Source organism: Paenibacillus xylanilyticus (assembly GCF_047246825.1).
GTDB lineage: Bacteria > Bacillota > Bacilli > Paenibacillales > Paenibacillaceae > Paenibacillus > Paenibacillus xylanilyticus_B.
The window spans coordinates 202,465-225,931 of sequence record NZ_JBFOLB010000005.1; the positions used below are offsets into that span (position 1 = coordinate 202,465).

Consider the following 23,467-nt stretch of genomic DNA (forward strand, 5'->3'; position numbering starts at 1 on the left):
GTTACACCTCAGCTCCGATTTTCTTCCAAATATTTATCGTGTTCTCTCCCCGTTCGCCCTGTCTACAGCCGCTTACATCGCTTCGCTGCAAGACAGGAATTGGAATCGGCTTGCGAAGGATCGAACGCTCCTCAGACTCTTCCCAACCTTTGAGAATCACGTGTGCATTGGTGCCGCCGTCCGCAAAGCAGTTAATCGCGGCGATACGAGCCTTGTCCGTCCAAGGCTTGAGTTGACGGTCCATCTCAAACGGTGACACCTGCAGATCATAATGCCTCATCGCCTCTTCACCCGACAAGAACGGCACGATCTGCCTGCGCTGTAGCATCAAGACGACTTTGATAAATCCGGCGATCCCTTCCGCGCACAACGGATGCCCGATGTTCGGTTTCATCGACCCTAATCCCAGAGGAAGATTCGAGGAAGCGCGATACACCGATTTGATCGTCTTCAGTTCCAAGAGGTCGGTCACTTCCGTGCCCGAACCGTTAGTTTCAATATAGCGAACCTCTTCAGGCACTACCCCTCCTTTTCGGAGCGCCATCTGCAGCACTTGTTTCTGTGCCTCGAGGCTCGGGGTTGAAGGTCCAGCGGTCCGTCCGTTATTGTTGACAGCGACAGATTTGATGACGGCGTAGATCGCATCGCCATCGCGCAAAGCCTGATCCATCGTCTTCAGTAAAACCATACCACACCCTTCTCCAACGACAATGCCGTCCGCTCGACCGTCAAAGAGGTGGAACGCCCCTTCTCGGTTCAGGATGTTGCGCTGTTCAAAGATGCGGTGCGTCTCATCGGTGGTCAGCAGAGAGACCCCACCGACGATCGCCGATTCGATTTCCCTACTCTGAAGCGCCTGTGCTGCCATGTTCATCCCCACCAGTGCGGAAGAGCAAGCGGTGTCCACTACGACACACGGGCCGCGTAAGTCGAAATACTGCGAGATGTTCGCCGCCAGATAGTTCTGCCCGACAGCCATAATAGGGTTTCGCGTCTGGCCCAGATCCGCCGTGCTTGGCGAGTGCTTGCTGCGCGCCCCGAGGTAGACGCCGACCGAGCGTCCTTTGACATCCTGCTGGGTGTAGCCGGCGTGGCATAAGAGTTTTAGGCTCTCTTCCAGCACCAGAAGGGCTTGCGGGTCCATCGCTTTAGCGTCTTCCTCCGAGAGATGGAAGAACGACGGGTCATATTGTGTGATATCGTCAAGTAATCCCGCATAGAAGCCGCTCGAATACCCCCAGCGGTCCTGCGGCACCTTACGAATAGCGGAACGTCCCTCGGACAGCAACTGCCAGTACTGTTCCAGAGAAGTCGCCCCCGGCAGTCGGCAAGACATGCCGACGACAGCCAGATCAGTCACTTCAGAGGCCCGAGCAGCTTTACGAACGCCTGCTTGTCTTTGCTTCGCGACATGCGGCTCGGCTGGCCGACTCTGCGCAAGATAAGAAGGTGCCGCCATCTCTTCTTGCTGAATCTTCGTAGCCCCCATCGCGTTAACGAGGGCTGGCCCATGCAGAGTTTCCAAATGCTTCGCCAGTGATTCGATTGTCGGGAACTCCAGTAGGATAGATGGGTCGAGCTTCACTTGTAACGCCTGTGCGATCTGACGCAGCAATTGCACTTGCAAAATGGAATCGACTCCGTAGTCTGCAATTTGCGCATCGACCTCGATCTTGGCTGAGTCCATTTTCAACTCTTTTGCAAAAATCGACCGCACCCAAGCCTCCGCTGTCTGTCTTTGGCCGCCTGCCATAACGCTTGCTTTCTGTACAGGGGCCAGCAGACGCTGTGCCGGAACCACAGAGGGTGTCTGGAGCTGAGCCATCTGCTTTTTGCGCTGCATCAGCGTTTGCGGATTCCAAAGCGATGGATTGACCACGGCGGACATAACGACCGGGCCGATTCTTCTCGCCAGCACATAATCGAGGAGCTCTAGGCCCTCGGTGTTGGTTATCGTCTGAAGTCCTGTCTGCTCATAGGCTCTGCTTTTGACTTCGCCCATGCCCACCTCTTTCCAGCTTGGCCATTGCACGCTGACGATTGGACATTCCGGACGCTTCGCTTCCGCCAGATAATCCATGTAAGCATTGGCTATCGCATAGTCGCTTAACCCCGCCGCGAGCGAAGGGATCGTGGACGACACAGACGAAAACGCGACAAAAAACTGTAGTGGCTCTGCATGGAGACTGCGGTACAACACATCAAGTCCCGCCACTTTTGGCTCTAATACTTTCTCAATGCCTTCGACCGTCTTCCGAATGAAGGCCGAGTTCTCTTCATCGAGCAGTCCCGCCGCATGCAGTACACCGCCGATCGGGCCGAGGCTGTGGCGAACCTTCTGCACGGTCTCTTCGACCGCCTTAACATCGGATAGTGGCAGAGACAGAACCATCACCTGTGCCCCTTCACGCTCCAGATCTTGGATGCCCTGAATCTTCCGGGAAAATGGCGTTTGCTCCTGAAGGTGCGCCGCCCACGTATCGCGCGGCGGCAAGCCTTCCCGTCCAGTCAGTACCAGGCGTTTTACGCCATAGTGTTTGACAAAATGCTGCGCGCACAGATATCCTAGGCCCCGCGTGCCTCCGGTGATCCACAGCACTTGATCTTCAGGGAACGGTGTTCGCGCTTGCTGCTCACCTTTTTCCCATTCCTTAAGCCACGCGCGATATCGTAGCCCGTTTCGCCAGCACACTTCCGTCTCCTCATCTTCGACAAGGAACTCAGCGGCGATCTGCTTGGCCAACATCGTCTCATCAGAGACCGGCTCCAAATCGATATGGCGGGATTGCAGATGGCCATATTCGCTCTGCAGCATGCGATAGAGCGCCGCACGGGAGGCACCTACGAGGTTGACTGTCGCATTCTGATAACTTTCCAGCCCCTTGGTGACACCTAAAAGCATCATCCCATCACGGCGGCCGTGTTCGATCAGCATCTGAAGCCAGCTCATCCATTCCGCCGAATCCTTGCGCTGCTGACCGCATCCGACTAGATCAACCAAACCGTCATACGACTGCCAATCTTGCTCTTGTGGTTCCTGCGCCACGTCGAACAGGCGACTATGCGGTAATCTCTTCGCCAACTCGGTCGCCAAACTGCGCGTCTCCGGCGTGGTCAAGATCGCTACTGCCCGGTTGACGCTGCGGCTTGGAGATGCCGAACATGGTTCCCACACTTTTTTCAGAAAATACTTCTTGCGCTCTGCCAACGTGCTGTTTCCAGGCCACTCGCCTTCGACCGGCCCCAGCTGCAGTCCGCGCATCTGCACGCAGACCTCTCCAGTTTCGTCGCAGAGGTCGAGGTCATAGCCGGCCTCGCCGCTTCGAACAAACGCCCACATCGCGGACGGGCACGGACGGAGAATGTCCAAAGACTTAAGAGAGACCGGTCTGATAGGCTTGCGGTCAGTCTGTTTCATCGCAAAAGCATTCACTGCCTGAACCGCAGCTTCAAGCAAAGTTGGATGCAGCACATAATCCGTTTCCGTAGCAAGAGCTGCCGACGGCAGGGCAAGTTTGGCCAGCACGTGGCTCTCCCCCAAATAGATTGTCTCGATCCCTTGCAGCCTCGGCCCATAAGTCGTCCCCATCGCGCGGAATGCATCGTAGCATTGCTCAGCTGTTAGAACACCGAGTCCCGACTGCATCTGCAAGACGTGCAGATCGAGCGGCGGTTCCGGATCGAACGCGCAGATCTCGACTTCGCCATAACTATACACCGTCGGAGCTTCTTCCCCTTTTCGGATATCACCGCTGATCTCATAGGCAATTTCGCTGTCCTTCAGCGCATGGAGACTAACATGCAGACGTATAGATTCGTCTGCTGCGACGATCGGTTGCGGCCAGACCACATCTTTCAAACGCATGGATGTCGGATCGTTCGCTTCAAAACCCGACGCCAGCAGAACAGCTGCTCGCCCCAGCTCAAGTTCTGCGACGCCCGGGAGGACTGGGTTGCCACAGAAAACGTGATCGCGGAGGAAGAATTCGCTGCCAATCAGCGTCGAACGGAACCGCACTTCGGTTAGGTCGGACGTATTTTCGTGTACCAACGGATGTAACATAGCCGGCCGTCCTACGCCTGTACCGACCCGCACAGCTCCATCAATCGGAAACCAGTAGCGCTCCTTGGCAAAGGGATAGCCCGGCAGTGAGATGCGACCTGGTTGGCGTGTTGCATATTGCTGGCTCCAATTAACCGACAGCCCTTTAGCCCAAAGGTCAAGCAGCTTGCCAAACTTACCTTTTGCCTGCCATGCCTGGATCACCGACTGCATGTCCTCGTCCTGCGCGAAAAGAGCTAGCGTGTCCTTATATTGCTTGATCTGTCCGTGGAACAAGCCGTCGATCGCTCGTTTGCCGGACAGGAAATCTTGCAGTTTGGCACTCAGTTCCTTGAGCGACGAGGCCAGTACGGCCAGACGCTCCTCCATAGTCTCGCGGCCCATCTGCAAGGTGTAGGCGATCGCCGGCATGTCTGCGTTGCTATATACACCGCTTTCAACAGCCTGCAACAAACGCTGTGCCTGTTCTAGCAGACGGTCTGCGTTCTTGGCCGAGAGCACGATGACATGCGGAGCCGTTCCGAGATGGTCATGCTGTTGCTTGATCGCTTGGTATTCCTCGATAATCACATGCGCGTTCGCACCGCCGGCACCAAATGATGAGAGGCCCGCAAGACGCGGGAACTCCCTTGTCTGCCCGTTGATCTCCACCAGAGGACGCTTCCATTCCATTAGCTCTTGCGGCACGACAAACGGGCTGTTTCGGAAGTCAATGTTTGCATTGAGCTCTTGAGAGTGCAAGGACGGAGCGATTCTGCGATGCTTGAGCTGGAGCAGCACTTTGGTCAGGCCCGCGATGCCAGCGCTCGCTTCCAGATGTCCAATGTTCGACTTTACAGAGCCGATGGCGCAGAACTGCTTGTCTCGCGTGTACTTACCAAATGCACGGGAGAGCCCGTTTATTTCAATCGGATCGCCCAGTGCTGTGCCAGTGCCGTGAGCTTCGATGTAACTGATCGCGCGAGGGTTGATCCTCGCCCTCTCCAGCGCTTTCAGAATCATGTCCGACTGCGCCGTTGGGTTCGGCACCGTATACCCGTTCGTCTTGCCTCCGTGATTAACAGCGGTCGCCTTAATGACCCCGTAGATGTGATCGCCGTCCTTCACCGCCTGGTCTAGCGGCTTGAGGAGCACGGCGCCGATGCCTTCGCCCGGCACATACCCGTCGCCATCCGCACCAAAACTTCTACATTTTCCATCCGTCGCCAAGAAGTTGTACTGGCTCAGAAGCAGATATTTCCCCGCTCCGATCGACAGATTGACGCCGCCGGCAATGGCTACGCTGCTCTCTCCGTTCAGAAGGCTCTGGCAAGCAAGATGCAGCGCGGTTAGGGATGAAGAGCACGCGGTATCCAACGTCAGGCTTGGACCGTTGAAGTTACAGAAATAAGAAACACGGTTGGCGATGCTATAGAACAGCGTGCTTGGGCTAAGCATATTGCCCTGTGCCTGTGCTATCGCACCGAGCTCTTGATAAGGTTGCCACATTGCCCCGACGAACACACCGACCGATTGATCGCTGAGACTCTGTCTCGTATAGCCGGCATCTTCAAGCGCATGCCAGACCACCTGAAGGAACAAACGCTCCTGCGGGTCCATTAGCTCCGCTTCACGCGGCGGGATGTTGAAGAACATCGGGTCGAACTTGTCCATATCATCGAGGAAACTACCCCATTTGCTGTACAGCTTGTCCTTTTGCTTGTCCGGATCATAGTAGCGCACATAATCAAATCGATCCGGTCTGATCTCTTCGATACAGTCCTTGCCCTCTTGAATGTTCGCCCAAAATTCCGCCAGCGATTCGGCCTGCGGATAGCGCCCAGCAAGGCCGATGATCGCGATATCCCGCACAGCCGGAGCATGTGTTGTCATCTCGACTGTCTCGACAACATCTGCGGAACTCAAGGTCTTTTGAGCACTCGGCATAGTCGCTACTATCGATTCAACCTCCGCCTCTACCACTTCATCAACTTCAAACGTTTCCGGCAATTGCAGCAGCGAACGAAGCTTCTCTTCATACTCCTCTAGGAAATAACCTGAAAGATCTTCCAAGTTACGGTACTCAAAGAACAGAGTCTTGGATAATCCGGACCCAAACGCATCTTCGAACAGCTTGTTGAGTTCCAAGATCATCACCGAGTTAATGCCATATGCTTCGAAGTCTTCCTCCGGCCGGATCATCGACGGCTCCAGCCCGATGGCCTCAGAAACCAGACCCCGCACAAATTCCTGTGCGCGGGATCTCAGCTCCACCACTCCACAGTCGCGAACCTCCTGCGTTTGGGCTGTCGATACCTGGGACGGCGTCTGCACCAAGGCCGATTTTTCATAATTCGTCGCCTTGATTAAGAAATTGACGAGCCGCGCCACCACTCGCCCTTCCTCGTCGCAAACGGTCAGATTAAACTTCTTGATGTCGGGGTTGTTCTTTGTCTTTGGGCTAACTTCACTGTAGACGTGGCATCTGCGTGGCACGATCCCCCACATTTCCAAGCTTTCGATCCCAATCGGGATAAAATCACGCTCGTCATCGCCGTGGAACCGGTTGTTGATCAGCGCCGTCTGGAACACACCAGTCAGCATCGTTGGGTGCAGCAGGAACTCCTCATACGTGTCTGCGATCATCTCCGGCAGTTCCAGCGTCGCCAGCGCTTCCTGCTCGTTGAGCACCATCTCCTGCATGGGCATTAAGCTCTCCCCGACGATCAAGCCCTCCGCATGAATTTGCTGATAGACCTGCTCCCGCGTCCAGCTCGCCGTGCATCGTTCTTTAATCGCCGCGAGATCGAGCGTTTCCACCTCGCTCTGTGTAATCTTCCACGGAGCATATTCCAACACCCCGGTCGCATGAACGACGCGCTCGGCCCCTTCCATTCTGTAGATCTCGTAGTCGGTGCGCTCCCCTTTTGGCAGCAGTTTAATGAACACATCAAACGGCTCTCCGCTTGAAGACAGTTGCTTTGCCCAGTAACAGTTGAGCAGTTTGCTTACTCGCTGGCCCGGAAGAGCAAGTGCACCGGCCTGTCTGGCCATCTCGGCATAGCATGAGCCTGGCACGTTGTATTTGTTGTCCACCATAAGGCCGACCTGATAGAATTCCGTGTTGTCATAACGTTGCTGGTACAGCCCCTGCTCACCATCGACCTTGTTCAGATCGATCAGCCCCGAGCTGCGATACAACGGAGCCAGAGTCCCCAGCTCGGCATAGTGCGCCTCAATGACAGCGCGCTGCTTGTCTTGTAGCAGGTAGTCCAGAATTTGTTGTGCTGTTCCATGCTCAAACAGCAACGGCGGTTTGAAATCGACACCAAAATATTGCGAGATCAGGTTCGCGATCTGCAGCAGGGACTGCGACGCCACCCCAAGCTGTTGCAGTGACTGGCTGGCACCGATTTCCCCCGGAGCCAAGTGTAGCGTTTGTGCGAGTATGCTGTAGAGATCCCGACGGATTATCGTCGGCACATCAAGTTCTCGCACAGTCTCCGCCTTCTTGCGGATGCCAAAGTGCTGGTTAATTTTCATCTGGTCACCTTCGATCCCTACGATGTGAGAGAAACCTTCCTGACTTGCCAGATATAGCGCTTCCCGGAGAAGAACCAAACCCTGCGGCGTTTCCAGCGGCTGCATCCCGAAAACCTTCCAGAGGTGCTCCTTCTCCTCCGGCTCCACGGTCATCCCACCGTTTGCCCAAAGTGGCCAGTTGATCGCCAGCGAAAGACCGCTGCGCCTGCCCTCGGCGACGAGATGCTGCCGGTGCAACGAGTACGCATCCATGAAGCTGTTGCCCGAAGAATAATCACACTGTCCTTGATTGGGCATTAGCGCTGCAATCGAAGAGAACATGACAAAAAAGTCCAGTTCGTCGCCGGCCGTCGCATCGTCTAGATGGAGCGTCCCCGCGAGTTTGGGCTGCAGGACTTTTTCAAAAGACTCGGTTGTTTTGCGCAAGATGAAGCTGTCTTCTATTAACCCACTTCCCTGAAGTACGCCGTGGATGTTGCCATAGGTGGTACGCGCTTGCTCCACTGCCGCACGCACTTGACCGGCATCTCCGAGGTCCGCCCGAATGTACAGGCCGAAACCGCCCAGACTTGCCATCCTGTCGAGCTGAGCCGCGATTCTCTCATCATGCTCTCTTCGCCCGAGCAACACGACCTTCGCCTGATATTCCTTGGCCAGATAGTCGGAGAAAATTTGCCCCAGCCCCCCCGTTCCGCCGGCGATCAGATATACCCCGCCTTGGCGAAACGTATAATCCTGCATCTGCAAGCCACCCGTCACGGTCACCATCTCGCGCACCTGCCTTGTCCCGCCCACATATCTCACTTCATGCAGCGGGGCCGGAACACTTGCAAACAGCTCCTCTAGCAGGGCCGTTCCGCAATTTTCAAAGCAGTCCGTGAACGCCGCCACCTCTAGGTGAAGGCGCGGATACTCATACTTCAGCGTCCGAGCCAGTCCGCCGGCAGCATACAGCGCGGGCAATGCCTCAGACGACATGCTCTCGCCAGCGTAGAGAATCTTGATCGGCTCTTTAAATCGGCTCTTGATCAGTGCTCCTGCCAGCACGAGCAGCCCCTGCAGGTCTTCCACTCCCAGACGGACGGACGGCACGAGAATCTGTCGCACGGCAAACCCGCTCGCCTTGACCTCCTGCAGCGCTTCCAGATAGCGATCTGGATCCTGCTCCGCAATCGTCAAGCACCGGAACGGCACATGCTCACCCAGTTCGCCGCGCAACCAATCTGCCAGTGACTCCGAACCATTGAGGAGGAGCACGCCCTTCGCCTCCGCTTCCGGCCCGCAGGTTTCCTCCCGCCATTTCGAGGTGTAATAGAGCAGACCTTGTTTGCCTGACTCTTCTTTTCTCGTGTTCTCGTTCCTTGCTTCTTCTTTTTTCACCAACGTCCGCTTCGTAAAATTCTTCACGGAAGCCAGCACGCGACCTTCGCCGTCACAGAGATACAGGTCGAAGTGGATCGAACTACTCTGCTGCACCTGGCGCTGCTTTACATAGTAATAGCGCACCGCTTCCAAGCTTCCCGCAACCGTGAAACTCTCCGCATAATACGGCACATACTGCGACTCGCTCGCCGAGCAGTTTCGCACACTCAAGCACACCGCCGTCTGTAGCGCTCCGTCAAGAATGCCGGCTGCAATGCGCCCGTGATTCCGAACGTCCACCTCCGCAATCGCCTCGTCAGCCGAGCAGTGCAGCGTCTCGATCACCTGGAACGAAGGCCCGTACACCAGACCGTTTTTGGAAAAGAGAGCGTACAGATCGGCCTTCGATTCCTTAGTCTCACAGCGCTTGCGAATCTCTTCCACCTCTATACGTTCTTCCGTCCGCGCCACCTGCTTGAGCAGGCGTCCTTGGCAATGCAAGTCAGCACCAGAACGGATGTGCACAGCACGGTCGCTTCCTTCCTCCTTTACGTTCAATATGAGTGTACGCGGCTCGTCGAGAATTGCCAGCGGCTTCAGCCAGTACACATCTTGGAACGTCACACCGGCTGTCCACTCTCCCCTCAACTCTCCGACAATCAGGTCCAGATATCCCACGCCCGGCAGCACTTTCTGCCGCTGAACGAGATGGTCTTGCACCATCCGCTCAGTAGCAGGTAGTAGGATCTGCTTCTCGCTAGAAGCTGCATTCGCATCTGCCTTCACTGTCTTCGACTCAAACCAGCAGCGCAACCGTTCTAACGGGTACCCCGGAATTTCGATGCGAGAACCGTAGAATCTCGCCTGCTCCCACTCGATCCCCTCGCCCTTCACCCAGGCTTCGGCGAGCAGGGAAAGATCGTCCGTCGACGTAGCGATCTGCGCAGGTGTGTCAGATTTCGTTACAGCGACACCTTGGAATAGCGACAGTGAGGCCTGTTCGCTCACATACCGCTCCAGTTCCTCAACCACCTGCTCTACCGACGAACTGACCATCGCCAGACGTTCCTCAAACTCCTCGCGCCCGAACATCAGGGTGAATGCGAGATCATCCACATGCACAGACTGTCCGGCTTCGCTTTGCAAAAATGCGAGCAGTTGTTCAGCCGATGCCCGCAACTTCCCTTTTTTCGCAGACAAAAGCACCAACCGCTTCTGCGACGCATTCTTGGTGCGAGGTCTGTTGCTGCGCGGCGGCTCTTCTAAGATCACATGCGCATTGACTCCGCCCATGCCAAACCCACTGACCCCCGCTTGTCTCGGCAGCGTCTTGCCTTCGATGCGCCGCTTCTTCCACGCGGTCGGAGCCGTGACAAGGCCAAACGGTGAACCCTCAAACGAGATGTACGGATTGATCTCTGTAAAATTGAGCAACTCCGGCAGCACGCCATGCTTCATCGCCAGCAGCACCTTGATGATCGAAGCCATCCCTGCCGCGCTCTCCAGATGGCCGATGTTCGTCTTGACCGAACCGAGCAAGCAAGTGTTTTCTCGCGGCTGCAGGCCCCGCTCCTCATAGTACTGCCCGTATGCTTTTTTCAGTGCATTAATCTCGATCGGGTCGCCCAGCGGCGTGCCTGTGCCATGCGCTTCGATATAAGAGATGTTGCGCGGATCTACTTCGGAGCGCTGCAGCGCCGTGTAGACCACCTCAGACTGGGCGGACACGTTGGGGGCTGTAAGGAAATTCGAGCGCCCACCATGATTAATCGCCGTCGCCTTGATCACCCCCAAGATGTTGTCACGGTCTTCCATCGCCTTATCCAGCGGCTTGAGGAACATGGCCGCCACGCCTTCACCACGCACATAACCGTTTGCTGTCGCATCAAACGTTTTGCATTGCCCGTCCACCGACAGCATGCCGGACTTAGCATGGGAGATGTACATCCGCGGGCTGAGCAGCGCATTAACGCCTCCGACGATCGCCGCCTCGCATTCACCTTCCCGAATATCGCGCACCGCGTTGTGCAGGGCGACCAGAGAACTGGAGCACGCAGTGTCCACGGCTTCGCTAGGCCCTCTGAAGTTAAAAAAATACGACACGCGGTTTGCGAGGATCGAGTGTACCGTTCCAGTGGAAACAAAGGCGCTGATGTTCTCCCCCATCAGCTCGGCATAGTCGTTTTTCGAAACGCCCGCATAGACGCCGATCTTCCGGCCCGATAGACTCTTCGGGCTGTAGCCAGCGTTTTCAATCACTTGCCAGACCGTTTCTAGGAACAGACGGTGCTGCGGGTCGATAAAATTCGCCTCTTTGGGCGAGATACCAAAAAACAGTGGGTCGAATCGATCGACCCCCTCGATGAATCCGCCCCACTTACTGTTCGTCTTGTTCTCTTCCTTTTGCGGGTCGCCGTACACATCCTCCCACTTCCATCGGTCTTTTGGAATGACAGAGATGCTGTTGAGGCCTGCATTGAGGTTATTCCAGAATTCCTGCGTGTTCTTCGCCCCAGGAAAACGACCGGCAATTCCGACAATGGCAACTTCTCGCTTTGGCGTTTGAGTCATCCAGATCTGCTCCTCGTATAGTATTTCTTGAATCTATTTCTCACCCATACTCCAGCTCCCTCGAAGCTGGTGGCGACCTTCAAAAACTTTTAGTAAATTTGCTCTTTTAAATCTGAATTAGGGACTGGACTTTCCGGCATGCCCCTGGTTAATGGATCATAGGGATTCAACGGGGAGATTCTTTTCATACCTGTAGCATTGTCTACAAAAAATTCTGTTCCCCCGGTACGCGTCTGAGTTTCTGACCCGCTGGTTAGTCCCTTCCACACCCTACGTGTCATTTCGAAAGAATCGGAGACGTTTTTTATGAAATACAGACGGCGACAATCTGGACGTTCACCGTCAGCCGTTATAGACAAGAGAATCTCCAGTTCATCCGAATCAGTGACATGACATCATCCCTCTGGACAATTTGTTTACAATCCAACCAGTTCAGAGAAGCGCTGGTTTAGCAGGTCTGCCGTTTCGCGCATCAGTTTTTTTCCAATCACATCGACATGGCGCGCTCTCCAGCTTTCCAACGGCGTGCCTTTCACCCAGCGATTGAACGCCCCCAAGGCCGGGCCGCAATGCACCTGATAATCCACCGTGTACTCAGCGTCCCCGCTGAGCGCCATACGCGACGAATAGCCAAAATACCATTTGAAGATCAGCGCCATCTTGTGCTTAGGATTGCGTTCTGCTTTCTCGATTTCCTGCGGGGTAACATAGGCTTGCACTTCACGGTAGACCTCGTCGAAACTGCGCTTGAAGTAACGCTCTTGCAAAATGCGGCGGGTCTTCTCATCAATCTCCTCCAGCGAGTTGAACTGGCGGTAGAGATCGTAGAGCTTGTTCGCACGGGCAGGAAAAAAGACGCCTTTTTTCAAAACCTGCACGCGAGCACCGATCTCAAACATGTCCCCCGCCGGCGCATAGGCCGTGTCCTGTACGTTCATCTCCTGCAACAGATCCTTCACCGACTCGGATGTCTGTGCTTCCACCGTGCATTGGTTGATCGAGCCGGTCACGAGATAATCCGCCCCGAGCATGATTGCCGCCATTGCCGCTTCCGGGGTGCCGATGCCGCCTGCCGCTCCCACGCGAATCTTCTTTTTGTATCCGTATTTGGTCATCAACTCATCACGCAACCGAACGATTGACGGCAGCAGCACGGATGAGACCCCCTGATCGGTATGTCCGCCGGAATCGGCCTCGACGGTGATGTCATCCGCCATTGGAACTTCCAGGAGCAAATCCGCTTCCTCACGTGTGATCCTCTGTTCCAGCAACAGCTTGTCGACAATGCGCTCCGGTGCCGGGCTCAGAAACGCCTCAGCAACCTCCGGGCGCGAGATTTTGGCGAGGATACGGTTTTCGACGATCACGCCGCCTTCTACCGATCGTTTCAGCCCTTTCGCCCGGTAGCGGACTAATGCGGAGTTTACCGCCATGTAGGCGCTTGCCTCCACGTTCCGCACGCCGGTGCGCAGGAAGAGATCGACCGTCTTCTCCTCCATCGATGGGTTGCCTTGGTTATGCAGCAGATTCATGCCATACGACTCACCATGCGTCAACGCCTGCTGAATGGTGCGGATCGCCTGTTCGATCTGTTCCAGCTTCATGCCACCAGTCCCGTAGAAGCCCAGCATGCCTGCCTTGCCTACCTGAATGACCAAGCGCTCAGAAGCAACGCAGCGATACATCGAACCCGTGACATAGGCATACTTCAAGTTATAATCCCTCTTGAACTCCTCATCACCCAACGATTCTGCCGTGTTCGCCCTTCTTGACTCACGAACGACCAGCTCGCTCGCTTCTTCCCTCACCGACACGACCTCCACCGGAGGCAGAGCAGGCGCTGCAACAGCGACAGACACCTCAGCGACAGACATTTCAGGTACAATCACAGATGCCAACTCAGCCACTAGCACCGCCTCTTCAGCCTCCTCCGCGTCATCGGATTCCAGCTCAATAACAAGCGGGTCCGCTTTGCGGCGAATCGTAGTGACGAGCTTGGTCAGGACATTTCCTGGTCCCAGCTCTTCGATCTCTATTTCCCCAAGGCCCATAAGATAGCGTATACTGTCAGTCCACTTGACCGGAGACACAATCTGCTGCACCAAGTTATTCTTCACCTGCCGTTGCTTATACGGACGCGCATAAATGTTCGAGATGACCGGAATCTCCAGTTTTGAAAATTCAAACGATTCCAGATACGTCTCAAAACTTCGCTTGCTCTCCGCCATATACCGGGAATGGAAAGCACCGCTCACATTAAGCGGAATGTACATTCCCACGCCCGCCTCCTCAAAAAACGGCTGCGCGCGCAGGATATCTGTCTTTAAGCCCGCGATGACGATCTGGTCCGGTGAATTATGGTTGGCGATGTCGATCGCGTCCAGCCCGTTCTCCATTAGAACCCGGTCGATCTGCTCCACTGTAAACCCGATCACCGCAGCCATACCCCCACCACTCACAAGACTCATCAATTCCCCACGCTTCTTGACCATCCGCAGACCGGTAGAAAAATCAAACGCTCCTGCCGCAAACAGCGCATTGTATTCACCCAAGCTATGCCCGGCCACATAATCCGGCTTGTTTCCAGTCTCCTGCACCTTCTTGAGAAAACTCAGTGCGCTGACCACATACAGAGCTGGCTGCGTGTACTGCGTCTGGCCTAGCTGATTATCCGGGTCCTCCAAGCACAGTCTTTTAATCGAATAGCCTAAGATCTCATCCGCTTGTTCAATCAAATCTGTAAACTCGTCAAACAGTGTACCTCCCATGCCTTTATGCTGAGAACCTTGTCCAGGAAACACGTATGCTTTCATAGGTTGTCCTCCCTTTCTGATGGGCGATGAAATGAGTTGCTCCAGTTGTTCGCAAACCTTGTTGAAATTCTTCAAATCCTGTTGATACGGCGTGAGGACCGCATAGCTTTGCGATAGCGAATCCTGTTTAAAATTCCGCTTAGCCAGATTGGCCAGCGTTCCCGAAGGACCCAAGTCCACGTACAGGCAATCGTCTCCCTGCTCCAGCTCCTGCACTGCTTCGGCAAAGCGAATCGGATGTCGAGCCACTTTCCAGAAATATTCGCTCCTCAGCGCTACCTCCCGCCGCCCGGTCACCCCTGAATAAAAACGTATCCGAGGCTGGCGATACGAGAGCCCGTGCAGCCGCGCCACATAGAAAGAGGCTGCTGGATCAATCCATGAGGAATGGTATGCAAAGGAAACTGGTAGAATCTGATAGGCGATGCCTTTCTTCCGTAATACCTCCCCGATACTCGGCAGGATCGCCTCAGGGCCGGACACCACAAAATGTGCGTCCGAATTAATCGACGCCATCTCCGTGTTCTGATGCAAGAGCGGCATCCTGTCGTAAAGACTCGGCTCCTGTAGAATCCCGATCATCCCGCCGGGGAGACAGGTAGCCTCAAACGCCTTGGCCTGTTCCACCACTAGCTCCAACGCGACCTCCACATCGAGCACACCTGCCACAGCTGCCGCCGCGAACTCGCCCATGCTGCTGCCAAGGACCGCATCTGGCTTGACCCCGCGGTCCATCAACGCATGCGCCAGCGCATATTCAACCATGAAGATCGCAGGGTGGGTCAGTAGCGTCCTTTTAAACGGCTCGTCTCGACGCTTGTTCTCCGCATACAGATGCGCTAGCACCGACTCTCCGACGAGTGGCGTCACTATCTCGTCCAACTTGTTCATCCAATTGCGAAACTCAGATACCTCCTCATAGATCCCTTGGCTCATCTGGTAAAACTGAGAACCCTGCCCGGAGAAAAGAAACACAACCGGCTTGCCCATCTATGTCCCCCCTGAACGCAAATCGTTTTCCTACATTTTATTTAAAATTGAACAAGTTCCCTTGATTCTTGCGCATCCGAAACTGGACAAAATGCTCTTTTTGCTCAATCTGAAAATAGATATTGTGCTCCAGGACATCCCGAAACGCCATGCCCGGCTCCTTGCCAAAAGAATGTCCTGGAAACACCCGCACATGAGGGGGAATGGACTTGCGAATTCTCTGAAAACTGTCATACATCTGCTCAGGGGAACTTCCAGCCCCATCGCAGACGCCGCAACCTTCAATAAACACCGTATCACCCGTAATCAGATCGTCTGTGAGTCGGAAACAAGCCCCGCCGGCCGTGTGCCCTGGCGTGAGCATGCAGGTGATAGGCGTCTCTCCCAGTCGGATCGTCTCCCCCTCCTCAAACGGATGCAGATTTCGACATGCAAACCCGTAAGCATCGATCTCCTTGACTGACATGTACACCCGCGCCATCGGGTAGAGATCCAACAACGGCTCCACCTTGTTGACATGATCATGATGCGAATGTGTCAGCAGGATACAAGCCAATTCCGCCTCCAATGAGCGAAGCACCCCATCGATCAACTCCAAGTCCCAAGCCGGGTCCACAACTGCCGCCTGCCGGGTAGTTTTGTCTACAAGTATGTACGCATAATTTTTCATGAACAAAAACTCCACCTTCAACGGGTGCAACTCATAGCTCCGCTTCATCCTTCCTCCCCTCTCTTCAAATACTAAAAAGCAAGCACAAAAAAGTAGCGGAACGGGTTCCGCTACTTTTTTGTGCTTGCTTTGGCTATTTTATATAATTTTTTCAACCTTGCACAACAGATTCCACACAGTCTCCAAGTTCAAACGGCAGTCCTTGGGATAAGCGATCGCAAAGACGTGTTCCCCTACGACCCAGCCCGCAACTCGGTACTGCGGAAAATGAGTGTAAGCCGCCACCCAAGCGGTTCCCTGTTGTTTCAGCCCTGTGATCTCCAAAAACTCGAACGGCACCGCAAGGCCAGTTTTTAAGACTTTAGACAAGGCCTCCTTGGCCGACCAATACAGCGTCATCAAGAGAGCCTCAGCCCCCGTCATGGCCCCGATCCACTCGCGTTCCCGCTCCGTCATCTGAGCCGCTAGTACGGCTTGTCGAGCCGGACGGATCTGCTCTACATCCAGCCCCATCGGCAGCGCTTCTTGAAACACGAGCGCCGCCCCCAACTCATCGCAATGAGAGATACTCACCATCAGGTTGAGAGCAGCAGGGTGTACGACCAGCGGCTGGTGAAGAATCCCCCGATCAATCCATATCCGATCCAGATCTTCTTCCTGCACAGAGACCGCCACCGCTCGCTTGGCCGCATAGCGTCCGGCCAGATAGCTGGTAATACGCCGCTCAAAATGCAGCCCTTCATAAAACGCAAGCTCGTTCGGATGCAGGAGCGGAATCGTGGCCTGATACTCTGCCGCAGATTTCGCACAGCAAACGCTCAGCCAAGCGATGTGCGAATCCTTTTCCCCCCGCACGTCAAGTCCCTGCACAAAGCTCTCCGGAAGACACACTTCACCTATGGCTCCTTCCTCTCAATGCGTTTCCATATGATACCCTAAGTTCCTTCAACGTGCCGAAACATCGATTAAATTAGCTTAGGGATTTTCTAAAAATTCAACCAAATACTAGATCAATGTACTTACAAAATTAACAACATAACCCATTACTCTAAGACAGCTTAATACTACCCCCATTCAACTTTATTCGTCAAGAATTTATTACCAGAGACCTATCCATTCGAAGGCCCCCAAGTATTGGTAGATTTGGGCAAATAATATATGGTATATTGTTGTAAAATATACTTATTGTTTAATCAAATACATAAGTTAGGGGATGTAGATTTTGAATTGGTACGTACTATTCGTTGAATCCGGTCAAGAAGAGGTGGTGCAAAAATTCCTGAACCTGTACTTTGATGAAACATCCCTCCACTCTATCGTACCGAAACGCAGAGTCCCCGAAAAGAAGGCAGGCGCTGTCAAGCACGTGCTGAAGAAAATGTTCCCCGGCTATGTGTTGATCAAGACCCGTATGACCGATGAAGTTTTTCACACCTTGAAAAAAATTCCCAAGTGCTACAAGCTGCTCAGCCAAGGCAAAATCTACTCCAAAGAAGAAGGAACCTATTATTCCAAAATTGACGAGATCGAGATGTCGCTGATCTTGAAGTTGATCGGAGACGGAGAGATCGTTGACTATTCGAGCATCTACATAGAAAATTCACGTGTATCCGTAACCTCCGGCCCGCTGCAGGGTATGGAAGGCATCATCACTAAAATAGACCGCCACAAAAAACGGGCGAAAATCCACCTCAACTTCATGGGTGCCGAGAAGGTCTTCGACTTAGGCGTGGAGATTCTCTCCCCTTGTATCCCGCAGCTACAAAAAACCACGTAACAAACATCCCAGTACCTTCCCTGAACTGGGATGTTTCTTTAAAACGCTGCTCGGGCTGTTATGACTAGCAGATCATCGTACTGAAGATCCGTTTGGCGTATTGACTTCTCGGTCGGTAGTTGTCAAAAATGGAGCCGGTGCGCAGCAAGTTACATCGACAGCCCCAGAGAATCATCAAGTCGACGTCAATTTACAAAGCAGCATCGGTGTCTCCATTTTGGCGAAACCGAAAGGCATCCGAAGCCAAAAACTGGCTCCACCATCGGGATGGATCTGGGTTTGATCCATCTTATGTGTTTCGGATACAACGATAATCTTTATCGAGTCGCTGAATACTCAAAGCATGATACGAAATCGCGGCTTGGCTGGCTCCGTGCACGATGTCACTTGGTCTAGCTTCTTGTTAAAATGACCTATAAAGTAGAGTGGTACGGGAAACAAGTGATCCCCATTGGGGGGTAGCCCCTCTATTCAGATCTCCTCCGTTGGGGACACCGGGCTGGAAAGAAAGGACACATATCCGGGAGTAGAGCTTCCAAGCTGCGGCGTTCATCATGACCAGAACGTTAACGGGAGTTTGAATATTCGAGCCGAAGGGCAGAAGCAAATGAACTGGGCGTCCTCCGAATTAAACGGACGTCGAACCGCAGACATGGAATCGCTTGGTCGATAAATTTAATCGCTACCTCGGATGTACGCCATCTGGAGCAAGTTTGGGTTATTCCCAAGAAGCTCCGACTTCAAACGTTAGTTAAGTCGAGGTATTTCACCCTTTCTATCAACTATCACCTATTCTTAGAAAAGAAGTTTTTTTATTTGTCTTGAATAAATTAGGTCTTTATATTATATTATACTATAATTTGGCATATTGGTAATCTATATCATTATGATCAATTAAAGAGTTTATCACTTTTTATTCCCTGATATATGAAAATTTACAACCTCATTCTAAACGACCGAATCGAATCGAACAAAAGGATCCAGGTAACCGGCAAGAAAATCAAGTTCCCTACACCTGCTCGGTATAAAACGGAGTTTCCTTTTTTGAAAGAAGTCGACAGCTTGGCACTCTCTAACGCGTGGCTTGAACAAGGCGTACCAACAATTCTTCAAACAACTGACTATCGTTTTCTTAAGTGGAAATCCCATAAGAATCGATAGAGTCCTAAACCACGAATAATCAAAACGGGACGATTGCCTTGGTGAACGCTCGGTATTTCAAGCTACGAAAAATGGAGCCGGTGCGAATTAAGTTACATAGTCAGCCCCGAGGAAGTGAGCTACAAAGCCGAGTGAACGGGAAACAAGTAATCCCGATCATACGCTGGTTTCCCTCCAGCCAGAACTGCTATGCTTGCGAACACCAGGATAGAAAGAAAGGATTACATATCCGGGAGTGGAGCTGTCCAAACTGCGGGGTTCATCAAAACAGGAACGTCAACGCGAGCTTGAACATTCGAGCCGAGGGCCTACGGCTAATTAGCCTTACCGTTGGGATAGACCAAACGTCGAACGGGAAGAAATGTGGGTATCGCTTGGCCGATAAACCTAACCGTTGCCTCGGATATCCGCCAACTGAAGCAAGTCTGGGTAGTTCCCAAGAAGCTCTGACTTCAAACGTTAGTTATGTCTTCACTAAGTAATCTCTTAGAAATACGTCGTACGATTTTTCTCCAGTTATTCAGCGTAATATTTTCAAATGCTAAGTAGAGAATCTTATTTTTGTAAGATGGTCAGGGATATCATCATAGAGATTCTAAGCTAGTGTCTGATTAAACCCTAATTTATTGAAGTAGGTGACAAGAATGGACATCCAAAAATATTTAAATCGGATCCAAGCCTCAAAGAAAATTGAACTGAATCTAGATTTTTTGTCCTATCTCCAACAACAGCACGTCCTGAACGTGTTCTTCGAGAATCTGGATATTCTTAAAAAGAAACCTCTCTCCTTACAGAAAGAATCTTTATATAAGAAAATTGTATTTGAGCAACGAGGTGGCATATGTTATGAGCTAAATGGACTATTCTTCTTTCTGTTAGAGGAACTAGGTTTTAAACCTAGTATAATGACAGGCACTGTATATGTGGGGAATGGAATCTGGGCGCCTGAGAACGCTCACATGTTCCTAGTTGTTACTCTAGAAAATAAGGAGTATTTAGTAGATGTTGGCTTTGCAGGTATTTGCCCACGACTACCTATTCCTTTAAATGGAGATGAAGTCGTCGATATTAATGGGATTTACCGAGTAATGAAAGATGACACTCAATCAATGTTCTTTTTACAAAAAAAGACTGACGAAGAATGGGAAACTCAATATCGCTTTGAAAAATCTCTGAACAACTGGAGTTTAGATAAGTTAAACTCAATTTGTGTTCAGGCTGAAACATCTCCTGAGTCTGTGCTAAACAGAGAGTATTTCTTATCGCGAGTAAAGGAAAACGGTCGAGTCACCCTGTTAGGAAATACGTTTATCGTAGTAAATGGTACAGAAAAAACAAAACAAAAAATAGAAAAAGATAAGATTCCAGAGATTGTTTGGGAGCACTTTCAATTAAACTTGTAATTTCAAGTCTTCTTCACGTCAAGTACATTATTATATGGTTAATCCAGAGAATAAACTTCAATGCCCCAGTGAGCTTTATTGTTTTTTGGCGATTTCTCGCCTGTTACTTCCATCAAATCCATAGCCACTCAAATTTCCCGGCCTTCGAAATCCTGAAAGATCACCCACCCGGTGACATTCTTGACTATGATGTCGGGGCTTCCTAACCTGACATGTCATATCTGAAATCGAGCACATTTTTTCATGGAACCGCCACCTTTCGGAGTTTGTAGAGATACAAACATTTTACCGAGGTTGCGGTTTTTTTTGGTTATTTAACTTTAAAAGAAGTATAAAAAAGCGAGATAATGATAAAATCATTCTCTCGCTCGACGATTATACTAAATTATTCTGTGGATCTGTGAAATACACCTGCAACCTTGGAGGATTTCTAGTTTGCTGCGCTCGATTATGCTAAGAAGTGTGTAGCTCATGGTGGATTCTCCTTGTGAGAATGGGGTGTGAGAACTTGCATTCTACACGAATCCGGCCATGGGCCCCTTTTTATTTATTTCCAAAGGTCACACTTCATATTACAACGTCTCTTCTTTTACTTTCTCGACAAATATGGAAATCATTACATTTGTAATATTTTTCCTTATTTATAAAGTGGAATTGATAAAGGAGGATAATTAACAACAATAGAATCGAAAAGTTTGTTTTTCAAAACATATGATCCAGGAGTGAGCAGAATAAACTCACACAACAATACCAATCTAAGGAGCGAGCAATGGGTATACGAAAGCACCTACCTATACTTCTATAATGGGAAATTAGAATCTTGGACTGACTGATATTTCAAATGGAGAATCGGATGGGAGGCTACCCATTCGTTGAGTACCCGATTTCCACCACTTTACGTACCGTTCGGTATACGAAGGTTCAACCGTTTAAGTGCAATTGAGGTAGACACTCGTACTGATAGAGACTTCCCTTCTTGAGCTAATTTTTATAATTCCTTGCCCTTCTCTTTGCTTAGCCCAGTACTATTAATATCTTATACTATCCTTAGCATTAGATACATTTACAGCATTTCTCATGAATTAAAAAACATCGACCTCACCACAACAATGGTAGGGTCGAAGTTTTTAATTCAATTCTAATTCCAACTGAGAATTCATTTGTACCATCAGGAAGCGAAATGCTTCTTTCACGTATGCATGATAGAAGTCTTCCTCCTCTAATGGTCGCTGGTTGCAAAGTATTCTCTCCTCGTGTACCTGGTGAAGCTCAATCATAATTTTAGATAACATCTCACGGGTACCATCACGTTCCGTCTGAAACCCGACTTTTTACATTCATTAAAAAAGACAATTTGTCTTGATATTCTTTCATTCAACATCGGAATAGAAGTCTTACTATTCTCATCCTCTTCCGGACATATGGCCTTTGTATATCGGCTTAATTTTCTTCAATAGCTCGGATAATATATTCGGCCATATTACTCACTTCTATATTTGGTTTCTTTTCAAAAACGTACTTGATGTTCTCACGTATATGCTGTTCACCAACTTTTGTTACAAGTTCTTTAGCCAATTTTTTCTTGATTTCAAACCGGGCAAGCAATTCCACTGTATCCTCTTGATCAATATATTCGCCATCATTTAAAGTATTGTGTTCTTGTTATGATTGGGGAAGATGTGGAACACGATCCCTACAACCTTCGCTCCTTGTTTTACCTCTTCAAAGGTGAATTTAATATCGGTTTTAGCCTCCAGTTCCTCCTGTGCTGACAACAAAATCCGATTTTTAAGATGACTGTACCTTACATATTTCCCTTCATCGATCTCCAGCTTGTCTCGAAGTTGCTCCATCGTAAACTTGCGCTTTTGGAGGGGAAGATACTGTTTCAGCAGCTTATATAGTTTAGAAGAGTAAAAGCTCTTCAGATAAAGCACGTTCCAAAGCTTGAATTTTGTGAAATTTTATTGAAGCTGCAACAGGTAAGGCCGCAGCATTTCGGAAACTTCAAGTTCAATCATTGCCTTTACCGTGACAGTAGCGCGCTGCAGCCAACCAATGGGCAGACAGGGTCGAATTCATACTCTTCTCTTTAATGACCACTTTCTTATCCTGCAGTCGACTAACAAACTCACTAACTCGTTTATAGAAGTTCTTTTCTGGTATATCAAGCTTCTCAGCAATATCCTTTACTTGGAAAATGTGCGTCTTGAATACTGTGTCTTCTGGATGGATTCGAGATTCATTAATCGGTATACCTTTTTATGGTTGACTCGAAGGCCCTCCCGCCGTAAAGCTAGTGTCATTCGAAGATAACCAAAGTAAGGATGCACGCGATGGATGGCAAGCAAATGGGATTCTAGTTCATGTTCCTTGTGTCTACGCTCTTTTGCCGCTGCTATGCTTTTTCTCCACTTGTAATAACCCGATCGGGAAACCGCAGCTAACTTCAAGAGCCAAACCAGACCATGGCGTACTCATTCCTTGTTTCGCTTTGGCTGCCCACACTTGTACCTGAGATTTATTTTGAATATCTAAACGTGTCGCATTTAATACCCCACATATGTTCCCCTAATGAATTATTTATTAGCCTGTCTTCCAAATGGTATAGCAGGGACAGGTTACTTTACTCTTGGTATTAGGAATGCCTTCTCCGTTTGCTCAAAGCCTAGCAGAGGATAATATTCCATAGCAGTCGGTGCAGAGAGTAACAATAAAGCTACTTCTTCTCCTAAATGATCTTGCAAACATCTAACGAGCTCCTTTCCAATACCTGTTCTCTGATATTCCTTACTCACCGCTAAATCTGATAAATAGCAACAATAAGAGAAATCTGTAATTGCTCTTGCAATCCCTACTAGTTTTACACCTTCCCATGCAGAAATAATAACATTTGCATTTTCAATCATTTTTTGAATTCGTTCCAAGTTATCTACTGGACGTTTAATTCCAGAACTTTTAAACAATTTTGAAACTTCGTCAGAGCAAAGCGGCGTATTAATTTTATACACTATCTCCATGTATATCCCCTCATATTCTTGATTTTCACTTAATATATACAAAAAAAACCAAAGTTTTAAGGTCCAATTTCAAATAATTTTAATAGTCCATTTTATACTCAATCAGTCTTTGTGA

At 50.9% G+C, this 23,467-nt stretch carries 14 protein-coding genes; 5 read left to right on the forward strand and 9 right to left on the reverse strand.

Annotated features, from left to right (window positions below; all coding sequences use genetic code 11):
• Position 1 precedes the first annotated feature (1 nt).
• From AB3N00_RS24835 to AB3N00_RS24850, 4 genes are all read right to left on the reverse strand, one after another.
• On the reverse strand, positions 2 to 11,518 hold the full coding sequence (locus tag AB3N00_RS24835; protein ID WP_413036957.1) for an SDR family NAD(P)-dependent oxidoreductase: 11,517 nt from the start codon (positions 11,516 to 11,518) through the stop codon (positions 2 to 4).
• A gap of 416 nt (positions 11,519 to 11,934) precedes the next feature.
• Positions 11,935 to 15,321 (reverse strand): ACP S-malonyltransferase, encoded by a 3,387-nt coding sequence (fabD, locus tag AB3N00_RS24840; RefSeq protein WP_413036958.1) that lies wholly within the window; start codon positions 15,319 to 15,321, stop codon positions 11,935 to 11,937.
• 37 nt (positions 15,322 to 15,358) lie between these two features.
• On the reverse strand, positions 15,359 to 16,039 hold the full coding sequence (locus tag AB3N00_RS24845) for an MBL fold metallo-hydrolase (RefSeq protein ID WP_413036959.1): 681 nt from the start codon (positions 16,037 to 16,039) through the stop codon (positions 15,359 to 15,361).
• Between the two features lie 90 nt (positions 16,040 to 16,129).
• Entirely contained in the window at positions 16,130 to 16,861 is a 732-nt protein-coding gene (locus AB3N00_RS24850; protein ID WP_413036960.1) for a 4'-phosphopantetheinyl transferase family protein, read from the reverse strand.
• Between the two features lie 352 nt (positions 16,862 to 17,213).
• On the opposite strand from AB3N00_RS24850, the gene loaP reads away from it, so the two are divergent.
• The 5 genes from loaP (at position 17,214) to AB3N00_RS24875 (ending at position 20,332) form a co-directional block, all read left to right on the forward strand.
• Complete coding sequence (loaP, locus tag AB3N00_RS24855; RefSeq protein WP_413036961.1) at positions 17,214 to 17,768, forward strand: antiterminator LoaP; 555 nt, start codon at positions 17,214 to 17,216, stop codon at positions 17,766 to 17,768.
• A 100-nt stretch (positions 17,769 to 17,868) separates the two neighbouring features.
• Entirely contained in the window at positions 17,869 to 18,051 is a 183-nt protein-coding gene (locus AB3N00_RS24860) for a hypothetical protein (RefSeq protein ID WP_413036962.1), read from the forward strand.
• Positions 18,052 to 18,219: 168 nt separating this feature from the next.
• Positions 18,220 to 18,441 carry a hypothetical protein gene (locus AB3N00_RS24865; protein ID WP_413036963.1) on the forward strand — a complete coding sequence of 74 codons (222 nt, stop codon included), beginning with the start codon at positions 18,220 to 18,222 and terminating at the stop codon, positions 18,439 to 18,441.
• A 559-nt stretch (positions 18,442 to 19,000) separates the two neighbouring features.
• Positions 19,001 to 19,411, forward strand: a complete 411-nt coding sequence (locus AB3N00_RS24870) for a zinc ribbon domain-containing protein (RefSeq protein WP_413036964.1) — start codon at positions 19,001 to 19,003, stop codon at positions 19,409 to 19,411.
• A 162-nt stretch (positions 19,412 to 19,573) separates the two neighbouring features.
• A complete protein-coding gene (locus tag AB3N00_RS24875) occupies positions 19,574 to 20,332 on the forward strand; it encodes an arylamine N-acetyltransferase family protein (protein WP_413036965.1) in 759 nt (252 codons plus the stop codon).
• Positions 20,333 to 21,772: 1,440 nt separating this feature from the next.
• On the opposite strand, the gene AB3N00_RS24880 is transcribed toward AB3N00_RS24875, so the two are convergent.
• The 5 genes from AB3N00_RS24880 to AB3N00_RS24900 form a co-directional block, all read right to left on the reverse strand.
• A complete protein-coding gene (locus tag AB3N00_RS24880) occupies positions 21,773 to 21,943 on the reverse strand; it encodes a hypothetical protein (RefSeq protein WP_413036966.1) in 171 nt (56 codons plus the stop codon).
• Positions 21,944 to 21,975: 32 nt separating this feature from the next.
• Positions 21,976 to 22,185 (reverse strand): hypothetical protein, encoded by a 210-nt coding sequence (locus AB3N00_RS24885; RefSeq protein ID WP_413036967.1) that lies wholly within the window; start codon positions 22,183 to 22,185, stop codon positions 21,976 to 21,978.
• 160 nt (positions 22,186 to 22,345) lie between these two features.
• Positions 22,346 to 22,588, reverse strand: coding sequence for a RepB family plasmid replication initiator protein (locus AB3N00_RS24890; protein WP_413037011.1), 243 nt, complete (start codon positions 22,586 to 22,588; stop codon positions 22,346 to 22,348).
• Positions 22,522 to 22,734, reverse strand: coding sequence for an IS3 family transposase (locus AB3N00_RS24895; protein ID WP_413037012.1), 213 nt, complete (start codon positions 22,732 to 22,734; stop codon positions 22,522 to 22,524). Before AB3N00_RS24895 ends, AB3N00_RS24890 begins: the two co-directional genes overlap by 67 nt.
• Before the next feature lie 219 nt (positions 22,735 to 22,953).
• Entirely contained in the window at positions 22,954 to 23,352 is a 399-nt protein-coding gene (locus tag AB3N00_RS24900; RefSeq protein WP_413036968.1) for a GNAT family N-acetyltransferase, read from the reverse strand.
• Between the last annotated feature and the right edge of the window lie 115 nt (positions 23,353 to 23,467).